Source organism: Candidatus Zixiibacteriota bacterium, from assembly GCA_029860345.1.
Taxonomy (GTDB): domain Bacteria; phylum Zixibacteria; class MSB-5A5; order GN15; family FEB-12; genus JAJRTA01.
Map to the genome: position 1 here is coordinate 495,110 of JAOUBJ010000001.1, position 26,275 is coordinate 521,384.

The 26,275-nt window shown below is 53.5% G+C and carries 15 protein-coding genes and 1 tRNA gene; 8 read left to right on the forward strand and 8 right to left on the reverse strand.

The features are described 5' to 3' along the window. Positions 1 to 96: 96 nt before the first annotated feature. The 4 genes from OEV49_01695 to OEV49_01710 all read right to left on the reverse strand — a co-directional run bounded on the left by OEV49_01695 (position 97) and on the right by OEV49_01710 (position 6,786). Positions 97 to 3,030 (reverse strand): dockerin type I domain-containing protein, encoded by a 2,934-nt coding sequence (locus OEV49_01695; GenBank protein ID MDH3889770.1) that lies wholly within the window; start codon positions 3,028 to 3,030, stop codon positions 97 to 99. A gap of 348 nt (positions 3,031 to 3,378) precedes the next feature. Next, positions 3,379 to 4,110: a class I SAM-dependent methyltransferase gene (locus OEV49_01700; protein MDH3889771.1), complete on the reverse strand. Its 732-nt coding sequence runs from the start codon at positions 4,108 to 4,110 to the stop codon at positions 3,379 to 3,381. Further along, complete coding sequence (locus OEV49_01705; protein MDH3889772.1) at positions 4,097 to 5,359, reverse strand: hypothetical protein; 1,263 nt, start codon at positions 5,357 to 5,359, stop codon at positions 4,097 to 4,099. The genes OEV49_01700 and OEV49_01705 overlap by 14 nt, the downstream gene beginning before the upstream one ends. Positions 5,360 to 5,739: 380 nt before the next feature. Further along, positions 5,740 to 6,786 carry a potassium channel protein gene (locus OEV49_01710; protein ID MDH3889773.1) on the reverse strand — a complete coding sequence of 349 codons (1,047 nt, stop codon included), beginning with the start codon at positions 6,784 to 6,786 and terminating at the stop codon, positions 5,740 to 5,742. 77 nt (positions 6,787 to 6,863) lie between these two features. Between OEV49_01710 and OEV49_01715 the strand changes: the two genes are divergently transcribed. The 6 genes from OEV49_01715 to OEV49_01740 all read left to right on the forward strand — a co-directional run bounded on the left by OEV49_01715 (position 6,864) and on the right by OEV49_01740 (position 15,577). Then, the gene (locus OEV49_01715) at positions 6,864 to 7,325 is read left to right on the forward strand and encodes a VanZ family protein (GenBank protein MDH3889774.1); all 462 of its coding nucleotides are present in this window, start codon (positions 6,864 to 6,866) and stop codon (positions 7,323 to 7,325) included. Between the two features lie 500 nt (positions 7,326 to 7,825). After that, positions 7,826 to 12,142, forward strand: coding sequence for a T9SS type A sorting domain-containing protein (locus OEV49_01720; GenBank protein MDH3889775.1), 4,317 nt, complete (start codon positions 7,826 to 7,828; stop codon positions 12,140 to 12,142). Positions 12,143 to 12,219: 77 nt separating this feature from the next. Next, complete coding sequence (locus tag OEV49_01725; GenBank protein MDH3889776.1) at positions 12,220 to 13,599, forward strand: T9SS type A sorting domain-containing protein; 1,380 nt, start codon at positions 12,220 to 12,222, stop codon at positions 13,597 to 13,599. A 219-nt stretch (positions 13,600 to 13,818) separates the two neighbouring features. Beyond that, positions 13,819 to 14,823: a protein phosphatase 2C domain-containing protein gene (locus OEV49_01730; protein MDH3889777.1), complete on the forward strand. Its 1,005-nt coding sequence runs from the start codon at positions 13,819 to 13,821 to the stop codon at positions 14,821 to 14,823. Positions 14,824 to 14,833: 10 nt separating this feature from the next. Continuing rightward, positions 14,834 to 15,430 carry a tetratricopeptide repeat protein gene (locus OEV49_01735; protein ID MDH3889778.1) on the forward strand — a complete coding sequence of 199 codons (597 nt, stop codon included), beginning with the start codon at positions 14,834 to 14,836 and terminating at the stop codon, positions 15,428 to 15,430. A 73-nt stretch (positions 15,431 to 15,503) separates the two neighbouring features. Next, a tRNA-Arg gene (locus tag OEV49_01740) sits at positions 15,504 to 15,577 on the forward strand. Positions 15,578 to 15,648: 71 nt separating this feature from the next. Here OEV49_01740 and OEV49_01745 read toward each other — a convergent pair. The 4 genes from OEV49_01745 to OEV49_01760 all read right to left on the reverse strand — a co-directional run bounded on the left by OEV49_01745 (position 15,649) and on the right by OEV49_01760 (position 20,454). Continuing rightward, a complete protein-coding gene (locus OEV49_01745; GenBank protein ID MDH3889779.1) occupies positions 15,649 to 18,399 on the reverse strand; it encodes a VCBS repeat-containing protein in 2,751 nt (916 codons plus the stop codon). Between the two features lie 337 nt (positions 18,400 to 18,736). Next, positions 18,737 to 19,783 (reverse strand): hypothetical protein, encoded by a 1,047-nt coding sequence (locus OEV49_01750; GenBank protein ID MDH3889780.1) that lies wholly within the window; start codon positions 19,781 to 19,783, stop codon positions 18,737 to 18,739. A 178-nt stretch (positions 19,784 to 19,961) separates the two neighbouring features. After that, positions 19,962 to 20,111, reverse strand: a complete 150-nt coding sequence (locus tag OEV49_01755) for a hypothetical protein (GenBank protein ID MDH3889781.1) — start codon at positions 20,109 to 20,111, stop codon at positions 19,962 to 19,964. A 58-nt stretch (positions 20,112 to 20,169) separates the two neighbouring features. Then, positions 20,170 to 20,454 carry a GYD domain-containing protein gene (locus OEV49_01760; protein ID MDH3889782.1) on the reverse strand — a complete coding sequence of 95 codons (285 nt, stop codon included), beginning with the start codon at positions 20,452 to 20,454 and terminating at the stop codon, positions 20,170 to 20,172. A gap of 422 nt (positions 20,455 to 20,876) precedes the next feature. Between OEV49_01760 and OEV49_01765 the strand changes: the two genes are divergently transcribed. Beyond that, positions 20,877 to 23,099, forward strand: a complete 2,223-nt coding sequence (locus tag OEV49_01765; GenBank protein MDH3889783.1) for a hypothetical protein — start codon at positions 20,877 to 20,879, stop codon at positions 23,097 to 23,099. 483 nt (positions 23,100 to 23,582) lie between these two features. Continuing rightward, positions 23,583 to 26,249, forward strand: a complete 2,667-nt coding sequence (locus OEV49_01770) for a M6 family metalloprotease domain-containing protein (GenBank protein ID MDH3889784.1) — start codon at positions 23,583 to 23,585, stop codon at positions 26,247 to 26,249. Positions 26,250 to 26,275: the final 26 nt, after the last annotated feature.

Below are 26,275 nucleotides of genomic sequence, written 5' to 3' on the forward strand. Positions count from 1 at the left end.
ACGCAAACTTTTTCTTCGGCCGGCGAATTCGGCCAATTAATAAGCCGGACGCAAATAGCGTCCGGCTCGGAGAGACCAATATACACTAAAATCAGGTTATTGACCGAACATTAATTCTATCATCAGCAGCAAATCGGTGATATCGGAGTTGCCGTTTTGGTCTAAGTCCGCTGTTTCCAACAACTCAGGCGCCTGTCCGCCGGTGAAGAAATACTCCACCATAAAGACCAAATCAGATATGTCAATCTTGCCGTCGAGGTTCAGATCACCTGAACGATGGCCGTAAATCGTCAATTCGGTCTCGAAACTGAACAACTCCACTCCGACATACTGACCGCTTACCGTATAGCCGTGCTGCACAAAATCAAACAGCGGCTGATAAGGTGTCAGAAGATCGGCCAAGGGGAAATATAGTCTGGCCACGGCACCCTGAAAGCCCGGCCAACCGGGCAGAACCACCATCGAATCGACCGGCGGCAATCCGTTGAGAGCCAATGAAGCAAAATCGATTTCGTTATAAGTCTCAGCATCCGCATCGAATCCAAAAGTGATCACCGCCTCGACAGGCTCAAGAGCGTTGAGCATCATCATGGACACCGGGTCGGGGTCGATCTCTGTCTTAAACACGACCGGGAGCGGCGGTGGTTTAACCAACTCCCAAATCAGTGCGGTGATGGACGACAACCGGTCCGGACCCTGACCGACAGCCATTTTGATGAAGATATACTGGCTGTCGCCGGGCATCATTGTGAACGGTCCGCAGCTACCCATCATGCGACGGTCATAGGGATCAAAGTCCAGGTCACCATAGTTTGTTACCGGATCACCGGAGTGCATAAAAGACAGTACATTCCCGTTGTACATGTACGGAGTACCGTTGGCGTAGAGACCTCTCATGTAGTTGTATGTTTCCACAAAGTTGTTCGGGTCGGTCCCGTTGATATACTTGCTGAAAGCCGTCATTGGCAGATTCTTGTACCCCGGCATAAGCACGCCGTCAAAATCGGCGGTGTCATCAGGGTTGCCGGGTACAATCGGTCCGGACATGATTCTGAAACCTACCGCCGGTGGCGTGTCTTCATAATGTCCGGCATCATGGTTGTCGGAGTTATAACAGTAGAACAGATCAAGCATGGTGTCGCAGCCGACAAGATCGTCTGTGTATTCACCGAGATCAGGATCGGCCCAGAGCGAGATGTAGGCGTCCTCGATGACGTTGCCGCCTTTGTTGAACAGCTTGTATTTGGTATAGATTGTCCGGTCGGGGGAGACGGCAACAGTGCTGATGGCGGAGCTTGGTATGAAAGTAAACAGATCGGCATCAAGTTCCAAATCGGGCGTTAGAATTCTGAAAACGGTACCTTGTTCGGGACACTCCTGATCAAAGGGGGGCGTTTCACCACCGTTCCAGCTAACCAGAACAGTGCGGGCGAAGACTTCGTCTGCCAAGTTCGCGAAGCTATACCCATTTCCATCCAGCATATCCGCTTCGGCTTCGAGGTATCCGGCTTCACCAGGTGACATGTCGGTCGATGTGTACCAGTAGACCCAGTCGGTAAAGGGATCGTCATCGCCGTCGGATACGGAGTGCTCACATGCGCCTGAGCAGGTTCCACCGGGACCTGACCCCCAGTTCTCAAGATTGTAGATGTTGTTTTCGTTCCAATCGATTATAAGGGGGATCAGGCGAATGTCATCACTCGGATCATCCGGTGTCCCGACGCCTGTGTTCCACAACTCGAACGGCACCCAAAAAACGTTGTCATCCTCGAATGCCTCGACCGCGTAGCTTCCTCCCACACCGGGATTGCTGTTGTCACCGGTAAATCGCATCTCGTAGTCACAGTTGCCGATAACGCCGTCATTACCACCGTTGCGAGTAACGCGGACTTCGAAGGCTTCAAATGATCCACGGTTTCCGCCACCCGAGGTGCCACCATTGTCCCCGGTATGGAACAACCAGCGCCCACCGCCGACTTGCTGCCCATCGGTCGGAAAGCCGTCGGGGTCTACGTCGGTCGGTACCGGGAAACCGGCTGTGGGATGAGCGCCCGATTCCGGCGGATCAAGCTCTCCGGCGCCGTTTGCCACCACCTGAAACGATCCAAATATCGAGGTCGATGCCTCCACCTGGACTGCGAATCCCTCGTCTGTGTGCATCGTGGTTCCGGAAAAGTTAGCCTGGTCGGCAATGAGAACGGTTGCATTGGTGACATTACGCAGCTGCCACATCGGACCTGCGACCGGGTCATTGAAGATATCAACTGCATAAGAATCCAACGTCAACTGAGACTGGTCGGTAACAAAGGCATGCACCTCGACCTCTGAGGACCCGGCCTGAGTTACTTCAATCTCGTTAGTTACAACGATACTATCCTCCCCGTGCCCACCGGATGCCCAAGTGGTCTGTTGGACTTCGATACCCAGCGGAGCCGTTTCACCGGCGTCGTTCAGGTGCTGGTTCGGGTCGGCGTCGTTGAAAACCGACCAGAGCATCTGGTCACCGAGCATCAGCGGCTGGCCCAACTCATTCACCGGCGCACCTTGTTGGACCGGCCAGTTCAAATAATCGAGGTTGGGATTGTCGGCCAGGCTATCGCGGTAAAGTTTGTAGACCTTGAACGATGGATCATCCGGTTGATAAGTTCCGTTGGCCATCGGACCCGGAACATATTCGTCGGAGTATTCGGCTATGGCTACTCGTGTCTGGCCGTCGACTTTGCCCCCCAGCCAGAGACCGACTGAGTAGAGCACGAAATTGGTCAGCGCACCACTCTCTATGTTGTCGATTGATACGAATGGGAAAAAAGTCCCGCCGTCGTATCCAAATACCCCGGCCAGGTCGCGTCCGAAATTGCCGTGGTTGGTCACGAACATCAGAATACTATTGGCGTTGATATATTCTTCGTTGTCCCAGGCTCGCTCCTGATTGTAAGTGGGCGGTTCAAAGCCGACCGGGGGTATGGCCAACGATGTTGCCGCAAACAGAATAAGCCCGAACATTGAAGTCATCACATAGGTGCATTTCATGGTTTCTGTCCTCGCCTGATTACGAACGGTGTGTCTTTGTGCTGTGATAATATACCAACAGGGCTCTGTTTGTCAAGCGATGGTGGGGGTATTCGGGCTGTAACGGTAGGTCGAAACCCCTGTGGTTTATCGCCGTTCAGCAGGGTCCTGGTCCGCCGCGGCGGAGTGTGACCCTGCTGGTCGTCCAAGCGCAGAGTCTCACCCGCTTTCAGCGGGAAAGGACCCGGCGCAACGGTGTGTTCGGATGTCGTGGGCGGTTTGGCCACCCAGTGATCAATGTAGGAGGTCGGTTGAACTTGCACGGTATGTGATTCATTGACTGGCATGCGCTCAATAACAGCCCCGGGATCACTGTAATGATGCCCTGAAAAACAGGTAGTAATTTCTTTCCTCAAATTCCAGAACATAGTCTTTGCTTAAGATCTCGATGAAACAGTCCCCATTAACAGGCTCTATCCGTGCAAACCCTTTCTCACGCACCAGCGCCTGGATTGTTGAGGGCATCCATTTGTAAAAGAACTTTGTTAAACTGTTGGCTGAAGACCTAATGAATGATCTTGTGTAACCATATTTGCACCTATCCCATTCCTTGTATTTCTCTTCTAGAAAACAACTCCCAATAAGAACGCCGCCAGGTTTCAAGGAGTCTTTTATTGAATTCAATAGAATTCTTAGTTGTGAAACATGATGAAAGAACTCCATACAAATAACAACGTCAAACTCACATGGATACATATGGCCCACATTATAAGCATTTGCACATACGGTCTTTACACAGTCACCAAACACTTGCTCCGCCATATCGAGTGTAGATTGGTTCAAGTCTAGCGCTGTAATTATGCACTTTGTTCCGAAGAGGTCTAAAACGATCTTCGAGAATCTCCCGGTTCCGCAAGCCAAGTCCAACAACTGAATTCGTTTGTGTGCCTCTCCACGATTTACAACTACTCCAAGGCTGTCAATTAACATTGCCTCCTGATTCAAGAACTCCTCTCTGATCTTCGTCGGAACCTCTCGCAACTGAGAGTATCTGTCCCAAGTGGTTTTTAGCCAATACTCGTTACTATCAAACCTGATCATCGGTGCCTTTTAGTTTTCGATTCTCCATAAGCGCCTCTAGCTGTTTTATGGCCAAAGCCAAAGTGAATGCACTTCCATATTGAATCCTGTGGTTCTTCAACCATGTCTCCAACCGTTCATCATAAATATCGATAAACTCAATAGATTCACTGGTGGAGCTTCCCGCCCCAACCTCCCAGTTTGCTTTCATTGACATCCTTATTGACTTAATAGTGTCGATATCCTCGATTATCGCTAAGAGAGCTATGTTGCCAGTACCATTCAACGCATCGATCCCAAAACCCAAAAAATACAACTCAAATTTCCCATCAGACTGCAGTTCAAGAATCTTTGATGCTTCTGGCAACTGCGTAAACCAGTCAGGAGAGGGGCGGCGCTCTTTCTGTGTATCAATGAGTTGTTCGTAATCGAATAATTCCTCACAGTACTCCCGCAGGAAGTTGTGAAATAATATGCTGTATTCACTTTTCCCTCGTTCAGATGAATTCGGTTCTAACCCAAAATTGGGAATTACTGCCTTAGTACCACCAAATGTCATTGTCGAGTGTGATCTCGTATGCAAAGCGAGTTCATAGCTATTCTCCTCTCGAAAGGCGAGCGCTACAGTGCAACCTGTTGAATAAGGTAGGGTGTTTACTTTTCCTGCTACCTCCAGGCTGGATAAGCTCTCATCTCGAATTGGAGTATGGAAGAGTCTCCCCCACCTGGCAGTTCTGAATGTTTCTTCTTCAAGGGATACTAGCGCAGTGGCCATTTGGTAAAACCGACAACGCCTGACGTGTAACTGCAGGCTTCCATGATCTGTTATTCTATCGAGGCAAAGAGTATCTCCGCCACCAAAAATCCTTTGCCCCAGATTATGCCTTTTCTTCAGCATTCGCATGTTTACTTTAGCAACATAGGGTGAAGCTTGTTTGTGAACTACGATATCATCGGAATGAGGCGCTATTAGCGTAGTCCCTTGCCAATCTCTTTTTGTGAAAAAGGGTATTCTTGATTCACTTCCACCAATAACGCAAACATAGAGATCGTTCAGTGCTCCTCTGCCCCGATAATAATCGAGAAGCCACTTGTGTACCTTACCGGACTCAAGAAACTTCTTTCGCTGATTTCTTTTGAAACTCATAATCGCGGATGATAGAGAAACAGCGATCCTCGGAATCAACATGCCACACACAGTACCGAGGATGGCGCCTGCAGCAAGGGATGCCATATTCAGTTGATTGTAAATACTCGATACCCATTCCATACCAGATCCATCCTCCTCTCACATCCACACGTCTCCACACAAATCGGACGGGTGATGTTGGAATCTAAGACGTACTTTCTCTCATGGCAACGGTTCTTTTTTGAGTTTGTCTACTCGCTTTCACTCCTTGTTCTATGATTCGGTTTTCTCTTTCGGGCATCCGTCGAGCCCGACCAGATCAAACATCGACCCGACTTCATAATTGAACCTCTGAAGTTACCGGCGGCGGTGATCCGCTTCCTCCGTTTTGAACGGGGTGGCCGGCCATGGGTGGCCGTCTCAAACCTTGTTTGGGGCGGGGAATTAAGAGGAGTCACCCCCAAACCGGGTCTGAGGGTGCCACCCAGAAACGCGCATAGCTCGAAAAAGCGATCTGTCGCCTAGATACTCAGCTCCTCGCCAAGCCGTTCGAGGCCGTCGGTCGGGCCGATCAGAACGAGCGTGTCGGAAGTCTCCAGCAGAGTCTGAGGTCCAGGCGCAACCGACATTTGTTCGCCTGTTTTCTTTATGCCGATAATCGTCGCCTCGTAGTCATTTTTCAAGCCGGAATCCATTATGCACTTGCCGACTAACCGACACCCATCCGGTATGACCACTTCCTCGATTGATAATCCACCCTCACCCAGGGTAGTGATGTGCATGAAGTCTACGACGTTCGGCCGTAGCGAAGCCAGCGCCATGCGGTGGCCACCCAGAACGTGCGGCGAGACGACATGGTCGGCCCCGGCTCTCATTAGCTTCTTCTCTCCTCCTTCGACATCGGCGCGCGCGATAATGTGGAGATCCTTGTTCATTGCCCGAGCCGTCAGGGTCAGGTATACGTTTTGAGCTTCGTCGGGCAAAGTAGAAATCAGTGTCCGCGCCCGTTCGACCCCGGCATGCAGTAAGACTTTGTCGTCGGTCGCCTCACCTTTCAGAAAAACAAAGCCGTTGGTTCCGTTTTCCATTTCCGGTTCCGGTTCTTTTTCGATGATGACAAAAGGCACCTTGCGGCGGGCAAACTCCTCGGCCACCTGGCGACCTACCCGCCCGAGCCCGGCAATAATATGATGATTGCTCATCTTCTTCAGTTTCTTTTCCATTTTCTTCCTGCCAAAAACCTGTTTGAGTTGACCTTCCAGAATAATCTGTCCAATTGTCGACGCTGCATAAGCACCCAGCCCGACCCCGAAAACGATCAACAACATAGCCAGCACCCGACCGGCATCATGCAGTGGCGTGATTTCACCGAAGCCGACAGTTGATAGAGTAATCACCGTCATATACAAGGCATCAAATGGAGCCATGTTTTCGATAATGACAAACCCGATCGTGCCCACCACCAGCACCAAGGCCAGCGCCGCCATGACGCTGAGCAGTTTGGTAAAATTGGTCTGGGTGGGTGTCGTCAATTCACCTTTGGGCGGAGATAGATACTTTGGCAACATCGACATCTTCCTTCTATCAGGCGGCCAATTGGGCCACCGAGTAACGTAGCCGCTCTTTCCGGGCGCTGACGACACAGGTGAATTACTCATTTTGGTTGACCGAAATCAATAATATGTTTAACCATTCGCCCATGCAGAATTCGAAAAACCCGAGCGGAAAATGGCATCGCTTTCTGTACTACCATTTTCCGATGATCCTGTACGGTGGTCTGATAATCACGATCTCATCGATTCCGGACCTGCACACGCCTCAAGTGCGGAATATCGCCTTTGACAAGGCAGCGCACTTTGTGGAATACGCCCTTTTTGCCTTTCTTACTTTTCGTTCGTTTTCCAACTGGGACTGGATGAACCGGCTGGGGCGAGGTTGCATTTTCGCTGCACTTTTTCTGACGCTGTTTGCGGTTTTTGACGAGTTCTACCAATCTCTGATTCCGGGCCGGTTTGCCTCGGTTTACGACGTTTTTGCCGATCTTTGCGGCGCTCTTCTGGTGCTGGCCTTTTTCGAGGTCCGCAGACGCCGTTTATCGCGATCCTGACCAAGCTGTTCAAAGATAGTTCAGGCGCCAAGGGCTTAGGTCCTAAGCCCTTGACATTCCAAGCGTAAGTGCTATATTTTCATGGGCGATGGCATAGTTTGCCACTGGCCCACGTATAAACAAAGAAGGCCATTACTACTGCCTGCTTGGTCTGACATGAAGGCTGCACACGGGCGGCTCTACTGACTGCCGCAGCCACGATTTAACTGGTCTGATCTGGGTCCTAAACTGGGGAAGCCATTTGTCTGTTGAAAAACTCGGAGTGCCGAGGATTGTCCCTTGAGGCTATAATCGGCCGGAATACATGACATGGTTTCCATCAATCTCAGGCATCAATGGCCAAAAGGTCATCCCAGCGGCGGCATTGGTTTTGCTTTGAGGCATGTCAGAAAAATATCGCCGGGACCAAAACGGCTCCCCGGGGAGATATAGCGACTCGGTTTTTTACGAGTCGGATATAAGTTGTGTTGTTAAAGAGCTTTTTCAGGAGAATAAGCAGTATGAGATTGAGAAATCTGGTCTTCATAGGCGCCATGTTGATCTTGCCGTTCGGCCTGGCTTATGGTCAAAGTATGTCGCTCGACCATGTTGACGGACTGAATCCCGGCAACTATCTGGAGCTCGATGTCCCGATAACTTACCACATCCGACTTACCGGCGATGGCGACGCCCACGGCGGTATCACCAACGGATTCCGCATTTATTCTCCGGAAGGAGCCGGCTGGAATACCACGGTCGGTGACACCGTAGGCATCGGTAAGGCGCAGTTTGACGGTGGCTTTTTTATCAGCCCCTTCAGCGTGACAGGCTCCGGCGCCGATACTATCGGCTTCGGTGGTTTCCGCTTCTTTGGTACCGGCTTGCCGGCCGGGTTTGACGTTGTCGCTTACACTCTGGACGTGGGCCCCCTCACGGCTGCCGATGAGGGCAAAACGCTTTGTCTGGATTCAGCCTTCTATCCCCCGTCCGGTATTTGGAAATGGGCCGGACCGGATGTGTTCCCCGCCTGGGATGGACCCCACTGCTATGCTATCGGTCAGGGTTCACCACCGCCGACGATTGACTGTCCCGACCAACCGCTGGCTGCATCGGCCTGCCCCGGTGGAGAGATTTGCATCCCGCTGGCTATTACCGATGCTGAGACGGTAACAGTTGAAGGCGCCACCTGGGTTGATGGACAGCTCTGTTTCACGGCAGACATTACCGGCCCGATGGGCTTCCATGTTGAAGCCACCAACTCAGGTGGTACTGTTTCTTGTGATATCGAGGTCAATGTCTCCTGGGACCCGGCACCCGTCATCACCTGCCCCACCGAGCCGATTGTCATAACCAATCTGGCCACGACTATCTGCGACGGCTTGCCAATCAGTGACGCCGATGCGGTTACGGTTACCAGTGACAATCAAGATTACACCGCAACGTGGGCAAACAATCAGATTTGTTTCAATGCCGACATAAACGGTTCGTTCACAGCTACTGTAATAGCTTCCAACGCCTGCGGCGCCGACACCTGCTCGATCCTGATTGAAGTGGGTGAACAACCGGCCGCTCCGGTTATCGACTGTCCGACCGAGCCTCTGGCCTTGGAAGGCTGTGCCGGCTCGTTTGCTTGTTTTCCCCTGGCCATCTCTGGTGCCACGACCGTAACCTCCAGCAACGGCACCTGGGAAGCGGGCCAACTCTGTTTCAATCTCGATCCCGGTAAAGCAGTTTATGCATTCACGGTGATAGCCACCAACGACATCGGCGCCGATACCTGTGATTTCACGGTCGATGTAACGCTGTTGTTCCCGCCGGTGATTGCCTGTCCGGACCTGCCGATCGATGAATTCCTCTGTGCTCCCGGGGACATTTGCATACCCCTGGTAATTGAGAACAGCGTCCTCCCGGTGGCCGTCTCCTACGGCACCTGGGCAGATGATGTTTTGTGTTTCAACGCCGACACGGCCGGCCAATATGTTATTAATCTCGGTGTCTCGGAGTCCTGCGGTGAAGCTTTCTGCGAGGTCGTTATCAATGTATCTATGGGCAGCGGACCCGTCATAAGCTGCCCCGATGAACCGAGCGTGACGGTCGACTCAACCGACGCCCTGATCTGTGAGGAAATGATGATTGCAGGCGCCGATGAGGTTGAGATCCTTGTTGACAATCAGGACTACCAAGTCACCTGGGCCAACGACACCGTCTGTTTCAGCGCTAATGTCGTCGGCAGTTTCACCGCCACGTTCATTGCGGCCAACTCTTGCGGCGCCGATACCTGCGCTGTGTCTGTGACTGTATTACCGCCGCCGTGCGTTGAGATGTTTCTGTCGCAAACCGAATTTGTGTTTAATATGACAACCGCCGACGGCGTCAATCCGGACGACCAGTATCTCACCGTCTATTCTGATGAGTTACCGTTTGATTTCGAGATCGTCACGGCCGGCGAGAGTTGGCTGACAGTCGATCCGCTGTTTGGTGGCAGCCAGCAAACAGTTACTATCAGCGTGGACGGACTGGCCCTGGAAGCCAACACCTATGAAGCGGTTGTGGCCGTCGTTGGCAATCCCGATGTTGTCTGTGAGCCCATGACACAGTACTTCACCGTCACCCTGAACGTGACTATCCCGCCCTCCGACGACGATGTTATAAGCATTCCCACCGTGCCCGCCGTACTGGGTGCACGAGTGGCGGTACCGATTTCGATGGAGTTCCTATGCGATCTGGCCGAGCTTGATGTCTGGCTGGAATTCACCACCAACGACCTGGTGGAACTTGACTCCATATCGTTTGCAGGCTCCCTGATCGAAAGTTGGGCCAACAAAAGTGTCACGCTGGGCAACGACGATCTTAACCTCGCCGCCGCCGTGTCGGCCGGTGAGAGTTTGATCCCGGGCGCGACCGGCTTATTGATGACCATGCACTTCAACGTACATGGCCATGCCGCGCCGGGATTCTACCCGATCACCGGCATCTTACCCGATCCGATCTTCACCTACGATTGCGGTTCCGGACCGGCCTCGGTGGTACCGACGATAATCAACGGTGGTATCGTCATCGGTACTTCCGAAAACTATGTCTGCGGCTACGTCGTCGATCCGAACGGTCACTCCATCGAAGGCGCCACGGTCGAACTGTGGCCCGACTTCCCGTATGACACCTGGGACGATCAGACGCACTCGGATGCCTCCGGTCTCTTTGAGTTCTTTGACTCTGAGATTATTCCCTTCGATGTTTACGCTTACAAACAAGGTTACTACCCCGGAAAGGTGGAGAATATCAACTTCGCCCAAACCGGTATCATGATAGTGCTGACCCCGGTGCAGCCGATCACGCCAACTTTGGAGTGGGTCAACTTCTACTGCGAGACCAATCTTTACATGAACGCTCCGCTGCCGGTCGGTTCGGTGATCGATGCCTTTGATCCCGACGGCGTACATTGCGGCAGTTGGTTTGTCTCAGAAGCCGGACGCTATGGCTTCATGCCCATCTACCGGGATGATCCGTATACTCCAGACGTCGACGAAGGGGCCGATCCCGACGACAACATCCGCCTCTATGTCAACGGCGTCCAGGCCTACACTCCCGACCCGACGGTGTGGACGGCCAATGGTGATATCCACCAGGTTTGTCTGGATGTCGGGGATATCATTGTCAAGAGTTGTGACCTGCTGGAAGGCTGGAACCTGGTGAGTTGGAATGTCGACCACGAAAACGACGATATTATCGAGGTGCTGGCTTCTATCGAAGGTTGTCTGGAAGTCGTGCTCGGCTTCGAGGGCGAGGGTCTTACCTACGATCCGAACCTGCCGATGTTCTCCAACCTGAAATTCGTCGACCATCTCTCAGGCTACTGGATCAAAGTTAACTGCGATGTGACGCTTGAGATCGCCGGTGAGGCGGTTCCGGTAACGACCGGCATTCCGTTGATCAACGGCTGGAACCTTGTTTCCTATCTGCCGGACTACAATCTCCCGACCGAGGAAGCGCTGGCTTCGATTCACGACGATCTTATCGTAGCGCTTGGTTGGGACCCGTCAATCGGCAATTTAGTCTATCAGCCGGGTGATATCCTGCACAACGATCTTTTGGAAATGGGTCCGTGCAGCGGTTACTGGCTCAAGAACGACTTCCCCGGCGTCCTGGCCTATCCGGGCGCAGGGCCAAAAATCGCGCCGCAGCCCAACCGCCACATCTTCGCGGCCAAGGGTAGCCTTGAGGGCGTCACCGCTACCAACAGTTGGATGAACGTCTACGCAGAGCGTCTGACTGTCGACGGCGCCACGGTCAAAGCCGGCAGCATAGTCAGTGCTCACAACGAAGAGGGTCTTATGATCGGCCGCTTCATAGTCGAGCAGGATGGTCTGTTCGGATTCATGGCTGTCTATGGCGACGACCAGACAACCGACGAAATCGACGGCGCCCGTCCCGGCGAGGCGTTCTCGCTGCGCATAAACGGCCTGGAAACCAACGAGGACTTTACATTCAGCGGTGCTACCGGCGGCAAAATGGAAATCTCTGCCCTGACGGCCAAAGGTAACTCGGACGGCACGCTGCCGACTAAGTACTCGCTCGGCCAGAACTATCCGAATCCGTTCAACCCCAAAACGACCATCAGTTTCGTCCTGCCGACCTCAGGTAAGGCGACCATTGAAGTCTACAACGTACTCGGTCGTTTGGTTTCGACACCGTTCGACGGCGTGGCCCAAAGCGGCGTCAATGAGGTCATTTGGGAAGGTACAAATTCCGCTGGCGAAGCTGTTGCTTCCGGCATATACTTCTACCGCCTGAAGACCGAAGGTTTCACTGAAACGAAGAAGATGACTTTGTTGAAATAGGCGCAAGCCGTACTGGATTGAAAGTAATGAACCACCGATCGGTTTAGAAGCCGGTCGGGAAGAGATAAGGATCAAGCGTGAACAAGAGATACACGATCGGAAGTCTGGCGATAGGGTTGGTGTTGATGCTGGCTTTGGCGGTGACCGCCGGTGTAACACCTACACCGTGGTACAAGGGATTCATCGGCGAAGCGTTCTACAACGGACAGCCGGCACCCCAGGGAAGCAAGATCGACGCATACGATCCCGATGGTGTTCACTGCGGTTCCTTTACCGTGGGCGCCAACTACGACACGGTCGGCATTTTTGGGATGTTGTTCGCTTACGGCGATGATATTTACTCAGACGATATCGATGAAGGTGCGCTTACCGGCGATTTGATCACGTTCACGGTGAATCATCGCAATCCAAGCACATCGATTCTTGACGGTGATTTATACTGGCAGGACAAGGCGCAGGCTGAGGTCAATCTGTCTGTCGATGATGCTGTGATGTGCCTGAGTCCGATCAATCTGCCTGCCGATCGGATCGGAAAGCCAAACAGTATTGTCCGGGTCGAAATTGACGTTAGAAACTGCGGCAACGGCTTGGACTTCTACACGGTCGAAGCGATATCCACCAAAGGCTGGTCGTTGAACATCCCCAGCGGTTTCACCTACGCCGCTTCAGGCGAAGTGGTTTCGGTCTACTTTGATGTTTCACTGCCCATCTGGCCGGGATCATCAGAAAGTGATCGTATCGACACCGTTGAATTCGCCGTCACTTCAGAGCTCGATGCCTCTGAGACGACCACCGGCTCGTTGCAGGTCACTGTCGATGCATCCGACGTTTACGCCATCGAACTGACCGACCCGCCGATAGCCAAAGAAGGCCAGCCCGAGGAATGGGTACAGTTTGTGGTCGGCGTTCGTAATGTGGGTAATGTCTTCGATGAGTACTCGATCACGGCTGAATCCGATTTGGGTTGGGGCATCAGCGTCGAAACGAAAGGGTTGGTCAATGCCAATCCCGGCGAGGAAGTGTACCTGTCGTTTGAGGTGTTGATCCCCACCGACGCCCCCGACGGGGCAGCCGACCTGCTGAGCTACACAGTGAACTCATTGAATGATGTGTCTGTCTTTGTCGATGGTGAAGTTTTACTGACCTCCCACTCTCCCACCGATGTCGGCGATGACGGCGCGGGGCTTCTGCCCAATTCGATTCAACTGGCTCAGAACTACCCGAATCCGTTCAACCCGAGTACGACAATCTCGTATACGCTGCCGTCACGCTCCCGGGTGAGTCTGGCTATCTACGACGTCCTGGGACGGGCGATAGAGCAGATCGATCTCGGAACGATGCCGAGCGGTACTCACGAAGTCGAGTATGATGGTTCATCGCTGGCCAGCGGCGTTTATTTCTACCGTCTGGTGACGGACTTGGGACAGGAAACCCGCAAGATGGTGCTGCTGAAGTAGTGGTGTTGGGCGACCGCGCCCCAACTCGTTGACAGGGCAGTCAGGTGAGTCGCCATACGGCACCTGCAAATAATTGAGATTTATGAAACCCCGATTGACTAATCGGGGTTTTTTTTATTGTCAGACAAGCACACTTTCCTGATATTGCGTCAGGTCAATTTCGTTTCGTTGAAGGGACCAAATAGCCGTGAACGAATCTGAAAACAGCAGGGTTACATAGTGGCACTTCGTTATAATGTCGTCGGGCGAACCGACGTAGGGTTGGTCAGGCCCGGCAATGAGGATACTCTCCACATCGACCGCGAGAGCAATGTCCTGGCTGTCTGCGACGGTATGGGCGGGCATCAAGCCGGCGAAGTTGCCTCGCAGTCGGCCTCGCAAACTATTCGAACGATCTTCAAGCATCTTCACGACGAACTTCTGGCCGATCCGGACCTGGCTCTGGAACAAACCTTGCCGTCGTCCGGAGAGCTTTTGGTAAAGGCCATCCGTCTGGCCAATCGTGAAATCCACAACCGCTCAACCAACGATCCGGCCCTGAGCGGCATGGGCACGACAGTGGTGGCCGTAGCGCTTGAAGACAATGTTATGTCGGTGGCGCACGTTGGCGACAGCCGGGCCTATCGCTTGGAAGAACGACAGTTGGTGCCGTTGACCACCGATCATTCCTGGGTGGCTGAGATGCAGTCCAAGCAACTGATGTCTTCAGCGGAAGGACTTGGCTCGGTCGGCAAAAATGTGATCACGCGTGCTCTCGGGGTTCGTGAAAACGTCGAGGTGGACTATCGTTTGGTATTTGTCGATCCGGGCGACACGTTTGTCCTCTGTTCGGACGGTCTCTGCGGATTCGCCGAGGACGATGAGATATTCGCAACGGCTGAAAAAGCAGGTGGTGACCTCAAACGGATCGTCGATGACCTCATTCAGATGGCCAACGACCGTGGCGGCGCCGACAACGTCACGGTGATTGCGTTCAGAGTCGAGGAAACTTCACCATCCAGTTTTGACGAACTCGATGTCTTCACCCTTGATTCCGAAAACCCGGAACTGTTGGCAATCGAGGACACCTGGCTTAAGCAGATGGCAAACTATCGGGCGGAAACTGCCAACGACGAACAGCCGTCGCCTGTTAACGACTCGCCCAATAAGCTACTACTTACCGTCATATTTGCAGCCTTTGTCATCTTGGCGGCAGCCATCATCTATCTGACTACACAATCGTAGGCTCTCTCCGATGCCCACCCCTTCCCCAGCCTCAAAACAAAAAGCCGTCTGGTGGGTTATCATTGTTGCGGCGGCTCTGCTGGCGCTGGCCATTCTGATGAAGTCAACATCCGACACCGAAGAGTCCGCCGAAAGATCCCAAGCCGATGAGTACTTTCTGAAGGGGATGGAGTTAGAGAAAGACGGAGACCCGGTCGGCGCCGTGGCCAACTATCGTGCGGCTCTGAAGCGTTACCCGACCCATCCCGAGGCTTGTTACCGGCTGGCTTTGATCAATTACGCCAATAAACACTTTGAGCGGGCCGGGCTTTTGTTGGACCGGGCGCTGAAGAGTGATCCGGCCAACCACCTGATTCACTACCAACTCGGGCTGGCGTTTGACCGCGTTTCCGAGCCGGATTCGGCGGTGTCATATCTGCGACGGGCAGTTGAACTGGAGCCCGAGTTTGACAAAGCCGCTTACAGCCTGGGACTTTTGTGGTTGAACCAACAGCAACCGGACTCTGCCGTGAAATATCTCGACCAGTATCTCAAGCTGGTGGATGACGACAGCCCACAGGCCGGCGAGGTGCGCGAACTGATCGAGTCTATACAATACGAGCGGTGAGGTTTCCCAGGCGGTACCGGTCCCGAAAAAACCTTGACTTTCTGAGGTGTGGCGGTTTATTCAGGGCTGGAATGCGCCCATAGCTCAATTGGATAGAGCGTCTGACTACGGATCAGAAGGTTGGGGGTTCGACTCCTCCTGGGCGTATTTTTTCTCCAACTCAGTCGCTGTGTTGTCCGTGTCCAACCATTAGCCCAATCAGACCAGACGATCCCAGCCTACCTGCAAGGTACCGGTGGCGGGCCGCCGGTAAATAGATAATCCACCAGGTAAACGAGATCGGCAATGTCTATGGCGCCAAGCCCATTAATGTTGGCTTCATCAAGATTCGGCGGCTCAGGACCACCCTTGAAAATGAAATCGATCAGCCAGACAAGATCCCACAGGGCAATTATTCCGTCATCGTCATGATCTACGTTACCCCCAACAAGACAGTCGGCCAGTCTCAGGTTGAACGGATAAACACAAGAGTACTCGGCTGCGCCGACCGGTTTCACCCGCCAGTAGTACAGGTCGGCAAGGGCCGTGTCCAAGGGTGGCGAATGGAGGTAACTGCCTGAGGGCGTGGCGATGGCCACCAGATTGTTGAACTCAATGTCGGTAGCCAATTGGAAATCGAAACTGCCGCTGCCTTCCCATTCAAAAGTAAACTCGGAGCGATATACATAGACACCCGGCGGCGGGTAAACCGGGGAGCGGCTGAACGGGTAGAGCCCAAACTCGTATCCCTGGGTCGACATCGGTGCTTTGTCGGCGAATCGATAGGGATAGCCACCAACCGTTAGTTCCAGTGAAAACGTCTCGTCCGCCTTGTTCGCATCCGGTTTGGGCTGCACCTTGACGGCATAGGTGCCCGGTTCAACAGCGCCTACCGTGATGCCGTCGTCCAGGATGGTGTTCAAGTTGACGTTTCGGCGATAGTACTCACCGGACGAAACAGAGCTTCGCATCTTGTTTACAACCTGGCCGCTCGGCGCGCGAAGTTCAATCTCCGCGTTGTCCAGGGCCGATACAACTATCGGCATGGTCATGAATCCGTGCGGATCGAGTTGGTTGCGAAAGAGTATCAGTGAAGCTCCTTCGGTGAGGGTACCCGAGGCAGCCACCACGATATCCAAATCGCCGTCGAGGTCGGCGTCGAAACAGTCCATCCGCAGGGGTTGGAAGTGTTCGATTTCAAATCTCAACTCGTTGGTGAAATCTCCGTCACCATCGCCAAACAGAACGGCACAGTAGTTTTCGCTCCCGTTGACGTATGCGATGTCGAGGTCGCCGTCGTTGTTGAAATCACCCGCACAGTTGGCCATGACATGGCCCAAAGGAGAGCGCACGACTCTCTGCCCGAAAGTACCGTCGCCGTTTCCCAGGTAGACCACAATTTCGCTATGGCTACCGTAAGTCGACGGCGTGGCCAAACAGAGGTCGTAGATGTTATCGTTATTGAAATCAGAACCTGAGTTGGTGATCTCGATGTCAAGCGAACCGTAGGTCTGGTTGTGAAACTCGATAAACTCAAACCCGCCGCTGCCGTCGCTTTTGAAGATTCTCAACCCGCTCTCGGTTCCAACAGCCAGATCATCCAACCCATCGCCGTCAAAGTCGGCCGAGTTGACCGACATTGCCTTTTCACCGATGTCGAAGTGGACTGGCTGCAAGAATACAGGATCGTCGCTACCCGCGCAAATGCGGATGCCGCTGCTTCCGACGTAAACGTAATCAAGGTACTGATCACGAGTGAATTCACCGAGAACCGCGCCGCGCGAGTCGACCAAAGGCAGACTGATGCTGTCGCACCAATATCCGTTGTTGCCATCGGAGTAGAAGACCTGCAATCCCTGCGGCAAAGTGCTGACAATGGCCACGTCGGGGTATGCATCGTTGTTCAGGTGTCCAACTACCGGAGTTCTGAACGGCCGAGCGCGCCCAAAACTGTAGACGTTTGAGAGCGTCATGTTAGCATTCAAGTCCCACAACGAGGCCGTGATCTCTTTCAACAAACCGCTTGAGCAGATGAACAACTCCGGCTTGGGGTCGTCATCGGTGTTGGCATGAGCCATAGCCAGGGTCCCCGGTGCATCGACCGTCTCGACCTGGTGAAAGCTAACCAGATAATTATCATCAGTTACCACCTGGATGGTCACATTGCCGTTCACACAGGGTCCGGTCACGTCGCAGGCGCGGAAGCCGGCCGACCACAGCCCTACATCGGCCTCGGTAGGCAGCCAACTGAAGTGAGCCGGGTTGTTACCGTTCAACGAAGGTGCGTTGACAGGCGTCCCGGCCCCACCTTCCAAACGAGCAAATTCGGTCAACTCAATTTCAACGACGTTGTCCTCCGGCGACTCGGCCTCGACTTTGAATGACACTTTGGTCCCGGCATCGGTGCTGGGTTCTTCGTCGGGCAGAGTCAATAAAGGTGGCAGACTGCCCTGAATGACCGTTAGGGTATCGGTGACAAACTGAGGTCTGTATGACGGCCAATAGTCCCCGTGAGGGAACTCATGGATTATCTCGAACTTTCCGACGGGCGGGAAGAACCCGCTATCGACCACCATCTCACCCGGCGTCAGCCCGGTCAGGTATAATTCCAAAACAGCATCGTTGCCGGGCGCCAGCATCACAGGGTTGGCGAAAGTCCGCGCCGACACAATTGTCATGTCGGGCGACACTCCCCCCGAGTCTCTGAAGACTACGATGCGCCATTCCAACACCTCAGGACTGCCCATGCGATTGACGAAGATAATCGAGTCGGCCTTGGCGAATCCGCCGTCCAGTGTCTTCGAAATCAAGCCGAAACTGAACAACCGGATGTTGTAATCGTTGGCAATGGCCATTCTGATCGGCATCGATACACCCACCTGGAGCGTGTCCCCTTCGATTCTGACCGTGTCCGGGATACCCTCATCATGGGACCATGCGGTCGCAAATAGGCAATTCACCAGTAAGAGTGTTACAAGTGTGGTTTTCATGATTCCCTCCTATGAATGTGTCGGCACTGATCCTGTGCCTAAGTGATTGCGTCAGTCATTCCGTTTGAACTGACTCCTCCGATTGTCGCACTATATTCTACACAAACAAAACAGTCTTCGCACGGAAAAACTGACCCGCAGGCCTATTATCGAGTCGCTTCGAGGGTCCTTGAAATCTAAAAAAACGTCGTTTCCTGCCTGCAATATTGGACGTGCAAATCGATGAAATGTTTAACCGATTTCCGCAACGAAAGTCCGCCAATGTTAGTCACCGACCACAGAAAACAGGAGAAGGCATAAATCCTGCTCCGCTTGGTTTTATTTTTCCGCTGGACACTCACCGTCCAGGACACGCCCCCGGCGCTGGCCCGTCGTTGAACATGAAATCAACTATGTAGACCAAATCTGCTATGTCGACGACATCGTCACCGTTGAGGTCGGCCTCCTGTGGGCAGGGCGGTGGATCGCCGGCGAGGAACATCCAATCGACCGTGTAGACCAGATCGGAGATGTCGGTATTCTCCTCCTGATCACCGTCGACATTGCCGCGGATGCCGGTACAGCAGGAAGGTACCGGGGTCGGATCGCACGGGCTGGGTACGGGATAGCCGCCATAGGGATCGAACACGCTTAGGCCGAACACGAAGTAATCCTCATAGAGCTCAAAGTCGGCCACATCGACCACGTCGTCGCCGTTCAGATTACAGCTATAGAGTTGCGGGGGCTCCGGACCGCCGCTAAAGATAAAAGCGTGAAGGTAGACGAGATCGCCGGTGCTGAGACCGATACCGTCGTCGTTGGCGTCACCGTCGGCATAGCAGGTGCTCGGTCCACCGATAGTCCAGCAGTACGGCCCGCCCCAACCAGGTGGGGCTGACCCACTCGACGTCGCCCACATCCACGCGCCGGTGGGCGTGAGTATGGCGGTGTCCACACAGATTGTATCCCCGAAATCGGTGTCGCTGATCTCACTGCTGAATCGAAAGAGTTCCAGACCGGTCTGTCCATCGGGCATACCAGACGTAAACAAGGCCAGCGCCGATATGCCTATCATATCGTCGCTGATGCCATCCAAACTAAGGACGTTTATACCATTGACGTCGAAGTAAGTGGTGAAGTCCGGACCGACAGCATACGTGGGCACCTGCCAGGTGGCTCCTTGCAGCGAGTATATTCTAATACTGTTGGACATCGAGGTTACGGTACTGCCGACGTCGTTATCCGCTTTGACATACCAGGTCAAGGGCTCATTGGTCGGGAGGGTGTCGAAGATTTCCCAATCGGTGGTGTCGACCAGTTCAACATAAACACCGGCCATCACGCCGGATGTCGAAAACAGTATTCCGAAGAGAGTCAGAGTTAGACTAACATAGAAGTTCCGCATAGAAACACTCCATTCGTGGTGTCTGTCTGGTTGCGATTTACGGGTCCTGCGTTTTTGATATTCGCAATCTCTCCTGATGAGACTTCCGAAGTATCTGAGAACTCGATATGGTCTGTTTCCTGGGTAAGCTCCTCTCATGGAGCTTGTCCGAGAAGATACAATAGAAAATTCAGTCTACTTATCCACTATTATAGGGATTAACGCTGTTTTTGCAAGGCTTTTCGATGTAGGCGTAGTAAATCCCGTGATTGAAGTGGCGCTCCCGACCACCGATCAACAGTCCATCGCCGCTGGAGCGAGCGCCGTCACGCCGTTGTTTAGCGTGCAACTACATCTGCCGCTTCAAGGGCTTCGTCGTTTTTCTGTGAGCCGAAATCTGAGGGCTCTCAGACCAGCAACTGCTGGTAGTCGTCGTAGGGAATCACCGGCCAGGTCTCGGTCTCCAACAAACCCAGACCGTTAATCTCCGAGGCCACTTTGAAAGCAACCGTTTGATCATCAGCGCTAAACATGGCCAGATAATCATACCGCCCCAGCGTGGCAAACAACTGATCGACATGGACGCCGTGCCGAGCAAAAGCGTTCATCGACTCGTCGATTTGGTGCGGCAAATCGGCATGTTGCTTCTTGGCGTTCGGATTGAGGGTCATGGCCATGATATAGGCAGCCATAGGCACTCCTTTGCAAAACCGTTTGATACATATTATACGCAGAGCAGATGTTAGTCAATAGGGTCCATTTCGATTTGTCCGGATACAGGAGTTGCCTCTTCAGCAGTAGGTCAGGACCACTTGCGGTCCTGACATCCCGCGCCACGCGGGATTCCTTGGTTTTGCCTTGTTCGACACTAGGTTGCCGAGACCGTAATCCGCCGCGCCGGCAGCCTCACAAGATCAAAGCTATCAGGCGACCTCGCCCGACAGCACCTGCGTTTCGGAATTTCCGTTGACAGTAGTGTCTACATCACGTACAGTTACTCGGACATAGATTATGACCGAGTAGGCGCCGGACAGTCACCCGGGCGGGCAACGATTGGACGCTTTTGGCTGTCGGTACGTCTTACTGATAAATTGACTACATGAAGGGAGTCTTAATGTACCGCCAGAGAATATTGAACATCTGTCTGATCGTCTTGTTGCTCGTCTCTGTTTCTCAGGCTGAAACGGATTTCTTCCGGAAGCTCAAGAGCGACTACGGAGTGCTTTCTGAAGACCTGATGAACCATGCCTGCGAAAAGGCCACAATCAGCGACTTCGTGTACGAAAAAGATGTGGCCACGTTTACTTTTGAGGAGGGTGATCTCTATCTACTGCGATATGTGAATGAACGTCCCACCACAGCGATCTTTATCGGTAAGGGTAGTGCCCGGATAGAGATTCCGTCGCACATGGAACGGCAGTCGTTGATGGCCGTCTCAGGTGACAGTCTGGTCGACCAGGTGTTCAAAACCTGTTTTATCCGAATAGGGGATGACTTCGATCTCAAGGTTAAGGAGAGATTTACCACCGACACCACTGAGATGAAATGGAAGCAGTTCAACATCGGCGCCAAGAAGCCACAGGGAGAGATTTTCTTCCGACCGATCATCCACCACACTTACGACAACTACTTCCAGTTGCTTCGTTCCATCTATGAACGCCGTTCCGATGGTTTCTTCTGGATTGACTTCAATCGATATGTCTACATGTTCGACCCCAACCGGCCGGAAGAGGTCGAGGTGGCATACGAATACCAGGGCGGTGACATCGTGGCCACCGACGGCGCGCTTTTCCAGAGACAGGAACGCAACGTCTACCAGGATGCTCTGATGTCGGATATTAACTACTCGACCACGATCCTCGACCGTCAGGCCGAGATTGAGATGTCCGGTCTCGACGGCAAGTTTCTTGAAGGAGCACAGACGACTATTCAAGTGCTGGTCAATGCCGACAGCATGAAATTCGTCACTCTGTTCCTGCATCATAACCTGAAGACAGACTCCATATACTACGATGGCCAGCCGGTCGATTTCCACCGCCGTAAGGATTTCGCCGTTATTGGTGTTGTCCTGCCTCAGTACCGATCGCGGGGAGACACCCTGAGTTTCACTCTGTGGTATCATGGGAAACAGTTCGACCACGCCATGCCCTATGTGGCAAACCCACAAGTCAGCCCGCATACATTCACATTTGTCACACCGAAGGACTTCAACTACTTCATGCCCGGTATCGGCTCGGCTGAGGAGGTCAACGGACGACGCCAGCGCTTCGAAGTAACGCCCCAGAATCCATACCGTGAGTATCTCTATCAGTGTTACGCTTCCGGTCTTGACACTATGACGGTCGCTTCCGAATCCGGTCTGCCGCTGAACTTTCTGGTCTGGGAACTGATGGACAAAAAGTATTCGGACTGTTTCATCCCTCAGGAAACGTATGAAGAGACAACGCTGGAAGCATTCAATTACATGTCGTCTCAGTTTGGACCGCCTGTTGGCGCCTTCTCTGTTTACGTCAGCCCGGCCGGAACCTACAGTATGCCCGGCGTCATGTGCATACCTCAGATCGCCTGCGTCACCGAGGGTTCCATGCACGCCCTTGGTGGTTTCCATGCGGTAGCCGGACGGCAGGTGGCTCGGCAGTGGTTCGGATCATTGATGCGGCCGGCCACGGATCGTGAGATGTGGCTGACTGAAGCTGCGCCTGAGTACGCCGGGGTCCTGTTTCTACAGTCGGCCCTCGGTGCGGTCGGGTATTCCCACCTGCTGCACCGGCGTGACTCCGTCTATCGTGTCGACGACCTTAAGCGGGATCGCCCGTTGGCTGTCGGAAGCCGAGCCAAAAAGGAAATCAGGTCGAACAAGGGCCTATGGGTCCTGCACATGCTCAGACTTCTCATGTACGATGTCAGCACGCACACAGATCAGGTCTTCCTCAAATTCATGCATGAGTTGGCCCTGATCACAAGCATGAAAAGCTACACCAATGACGAAATCGTCAAGCTGGCCGAGAAACACTACGGTGAACCGCTCGACTGGTTTTTCAAACACTGGCTTTATGAGACCGGATTCCCGGACTATCGTGTTGAGTATAAGATCACAAGCCAGGACGAAGGGTACTATGTCGAAGGGGATGTTGTCACACGGGACGTCGATGCGTCTTTCAAGATGCCTGTTGTGATGCGAGTTGTCGCCGGCGATAAAGGATCTGTTTTCCTGCGTGAAACGATTGACGGTTTGCACGATACTTTCAAGTTGGGACCGTTCAGCGTAGAACCTACCGAACTCGTATTCAACGAGTTCTACAGTGTCCTTTGCAAGCAGAAGGTGAAGAAAAAGTAGGTTCCCTATTTTCGATGTCATTCTGGCGAAGGCCAGAATCCAGTCCTCGATTCGGGCGGCCGCCTCAGACCTTGGTTGGACCGGATTGCACGTTCCGCCGGGTCACGCCCCGCATCCAGCGTGCAGGATTCTGCGGATCAAAGAGAACCCGAAGTTCATGGTTCGGCTCCGCTCACCATGCCGCGGCCAAGCCGCCCGTAAGAGGGTCCCCTGGGTTTCACAACGCGGGACCAAAGAGCACGGACGGCTGAAAACCCCGCGCAGCGCAGGATGTCGCAACCACAGGGGTTTCGACCTACTGTTAGTGGAACGAGACTGAGGGTGACGTTGTGGAGGGTCCGGGTAAGAGGGTGAAGAACCAGCGTGAGGCCTTGAGCCGCGTAGCGTAAGAAACCCATTTATGGGCCGATTTGCACAGGCGGATCAAGCATTTGTGGCCGATATAAGTAGTCATAGACAACCTGGACGATGAAGGAGCCTTAGTTGGACCCCGTTAGACGAATCATGGGAGCATTAGCTCTCCTTGCAGTTTCGATCATGATTCAACTGCCCACACTTGCCGCACCACCGACAAAAGAAGCTGTCGAGAAATGGATAGCCGAAGGGGTTTGGGATGATATCGTGGCTGCTCATCAAGCGTTCAGGGCCGCAGGGGGTGACAGCCCCGAAATACATACACCTCTGAAGCAAGACCGAACCGGCCGGCGGTTGGCCCTGAGCGCGCACGTTATCGACACCGCCTACGTGATTGTCATTCTGGTTGATTTCTCGGACAACCCATACACCGTCGGCGGTGTTGCCGCTGAACCATATCAGTTTGACTCGGTACTGTTCAGCCAGGACTTTTACAATCCCACCGGATCGATGACCGATTTCTATCTGGAAAACTCCTACGGCAACTTCGTTGTCAGAGGGGATATCTTCGGCTGGTACCGGATGCCTGAGACCTACGCTTATTATGTAAGTGATGACGACGGCCTCACCAGAGGCCGCGAGGTGGCGTCAACAGCCCTGGACTCGGCGCGCAACTACGTGGCTAACTGGAACAGGTACGACTCCAACGGTGATAGCTACTGCGATGGGCTGGTCATTATCCATGCCGGTGGCGGCGCCGAGACGGGAGAGTATGGTATCTGGTCGCACAAGAGCAACATCACTCCGGTCTGGATAGATGGCGTCAGAATCTCCGCTTACACCATGAATCCGGAAGAGACCTACAGCGAGATATCACCGATCGGCGTCTTCTGCCATGAGTACGGTCACTTCCTGGGTTTGCCCGATTTATACGATGTAAGTGCCGCACCGCTCTCCAATGGATTGGGCGATTGGGCTTTGATGGCCACCGGAAGTTACAACGGCGCTTCCCGTCAACCGGCGCACCTGACCGCCTGGTCCAAAGCCGAGATTGGCTTCCTGCAACTCACCGATGTTGCCGAGAACCTGAGTCAGGTTACGATTTCCAACGTTGAGGACAATGCCCAGGCCTATCGCCTGCAAAACGACCTCTCCACCGTGTACGAATACTGGGTTGTCGAAAACCGTCAGCAGGTGGGCTTTGATGTTGGTCTGCCGTCATCAGGATTGTGCATCTATCATATTGATATGCACGCGCCCGGCCCCAGCAATCAGAACCCCGATTGGTACCACGTGGCTATGGAGCAGGCCGATGGTGACAACGCCCTGGCCTACAACAACAGTTTCGGCGACGCCGGTGATGTCTGGCCGGGCAGCTCGAACGCTCGCGCTTTTCACGACCTCACCGTTCCCGATACGCGGACCAACAACTCGGGACCCTCCAACAACGGCGCTACTACCCGTATCGGTCTCTGGAATATCTCCAACTCTGATTCTACAATGACCGCCGATCTGGATGTAGACTGGTCGCGTCCCTGGCCGCTTGAGGTCGGAGCCGATCCGTATCAGTTTGATGACAGCCCTCCGGGGGGGGATGGCGACAATGTTCTTGAACCCGGCGAGACTATCAGTTTCTACTGCACGCTGACCAACGTAATGCGTCCGGCCCACAACGCCACGATCTTGCTGGCCACTGACAATCCCAACGTGACATTCACCGTGCCCGAAGTAAGTCTGACAAGCTCGTTCGATGACGGTTCGTACACGAATCTCTCACCGATTGAGTTCGTCCTGGCCGATGCCTTCGTGCCGGTGATCGATTCGTTCACGCTCACCGTAACCAGTGACTCGACACCGTCGAACGAGGGCAGTGCGTGGTACACAACCGAGTTTCAACTTGAGACCGACCTGGGGCCGCCCCAGATTTTGATTGTCGACGATGACCGCGGTGCCGACTATGAAGATGTGTATCACGACATTCTCTATCGACAACGTATCCCCCACGTCATCCACCACAAAGATACCGCCGGCTCTCCATTGGGATCGACTTTGCAGCAATACCACATGGTCTTTTGGCACACCGGTGACTTCGCCGATTCCGTTTTTGATGCGAATGATGTTACAGCCATGAAGTCGTACTTCGATGCCGGCGGCAACCTGATGGTATCCACTATTTCCGGTGCTCGTCAGCTTCACACGTTGGACTCAGCCTTTATGAGCAACTATCTCGGAGCGATTTGGGAGTCCAGTCTGGCCTGGCCGTTTTTTCAGGGCGTTACCGGCAGCGAATTGGGTGACAACACCAAGTACCGCTATATGCCCTCGGTGCCGTCGCCGTTCGACGTCGACCTGGTCTCGCTTGTTGACAGCAGCCAGGCAGCCATGACCCTGGGGGGACGTCCTGATATCTGCGGTCTGACCTACCGCAAGTCCTACAACTCTGTGCTACTGACGCTTCCCATCGAATACCTGTCCGATCAGTTCAGTACATACAACACCAAGGACACCCTCATAATGCGCGTGGTCGACTTCTTCGGTGGCATTCCGATCGTATCCGCCGGGTCGGGTTGTTGTGAGGGAATCAGGGGTGATATCGCCGATCCCATGGACGGTATTATCGACATAGCTGACCTGGTCTACTTGATCGACTACATGTTCCTCACCGGGCCGGAACCGCCGTGCATGACCGAGGCCGACGTCAACGCCGACGGCTCGGAACAAGTTGACATTTCCGACCTTCTGTATTTGATTGACTATATGTTCACCGGCGGATCGCCGCCCGCAGCCTGTCAATGATTGCGTGGTCTCGCTTTCCGCCTGAA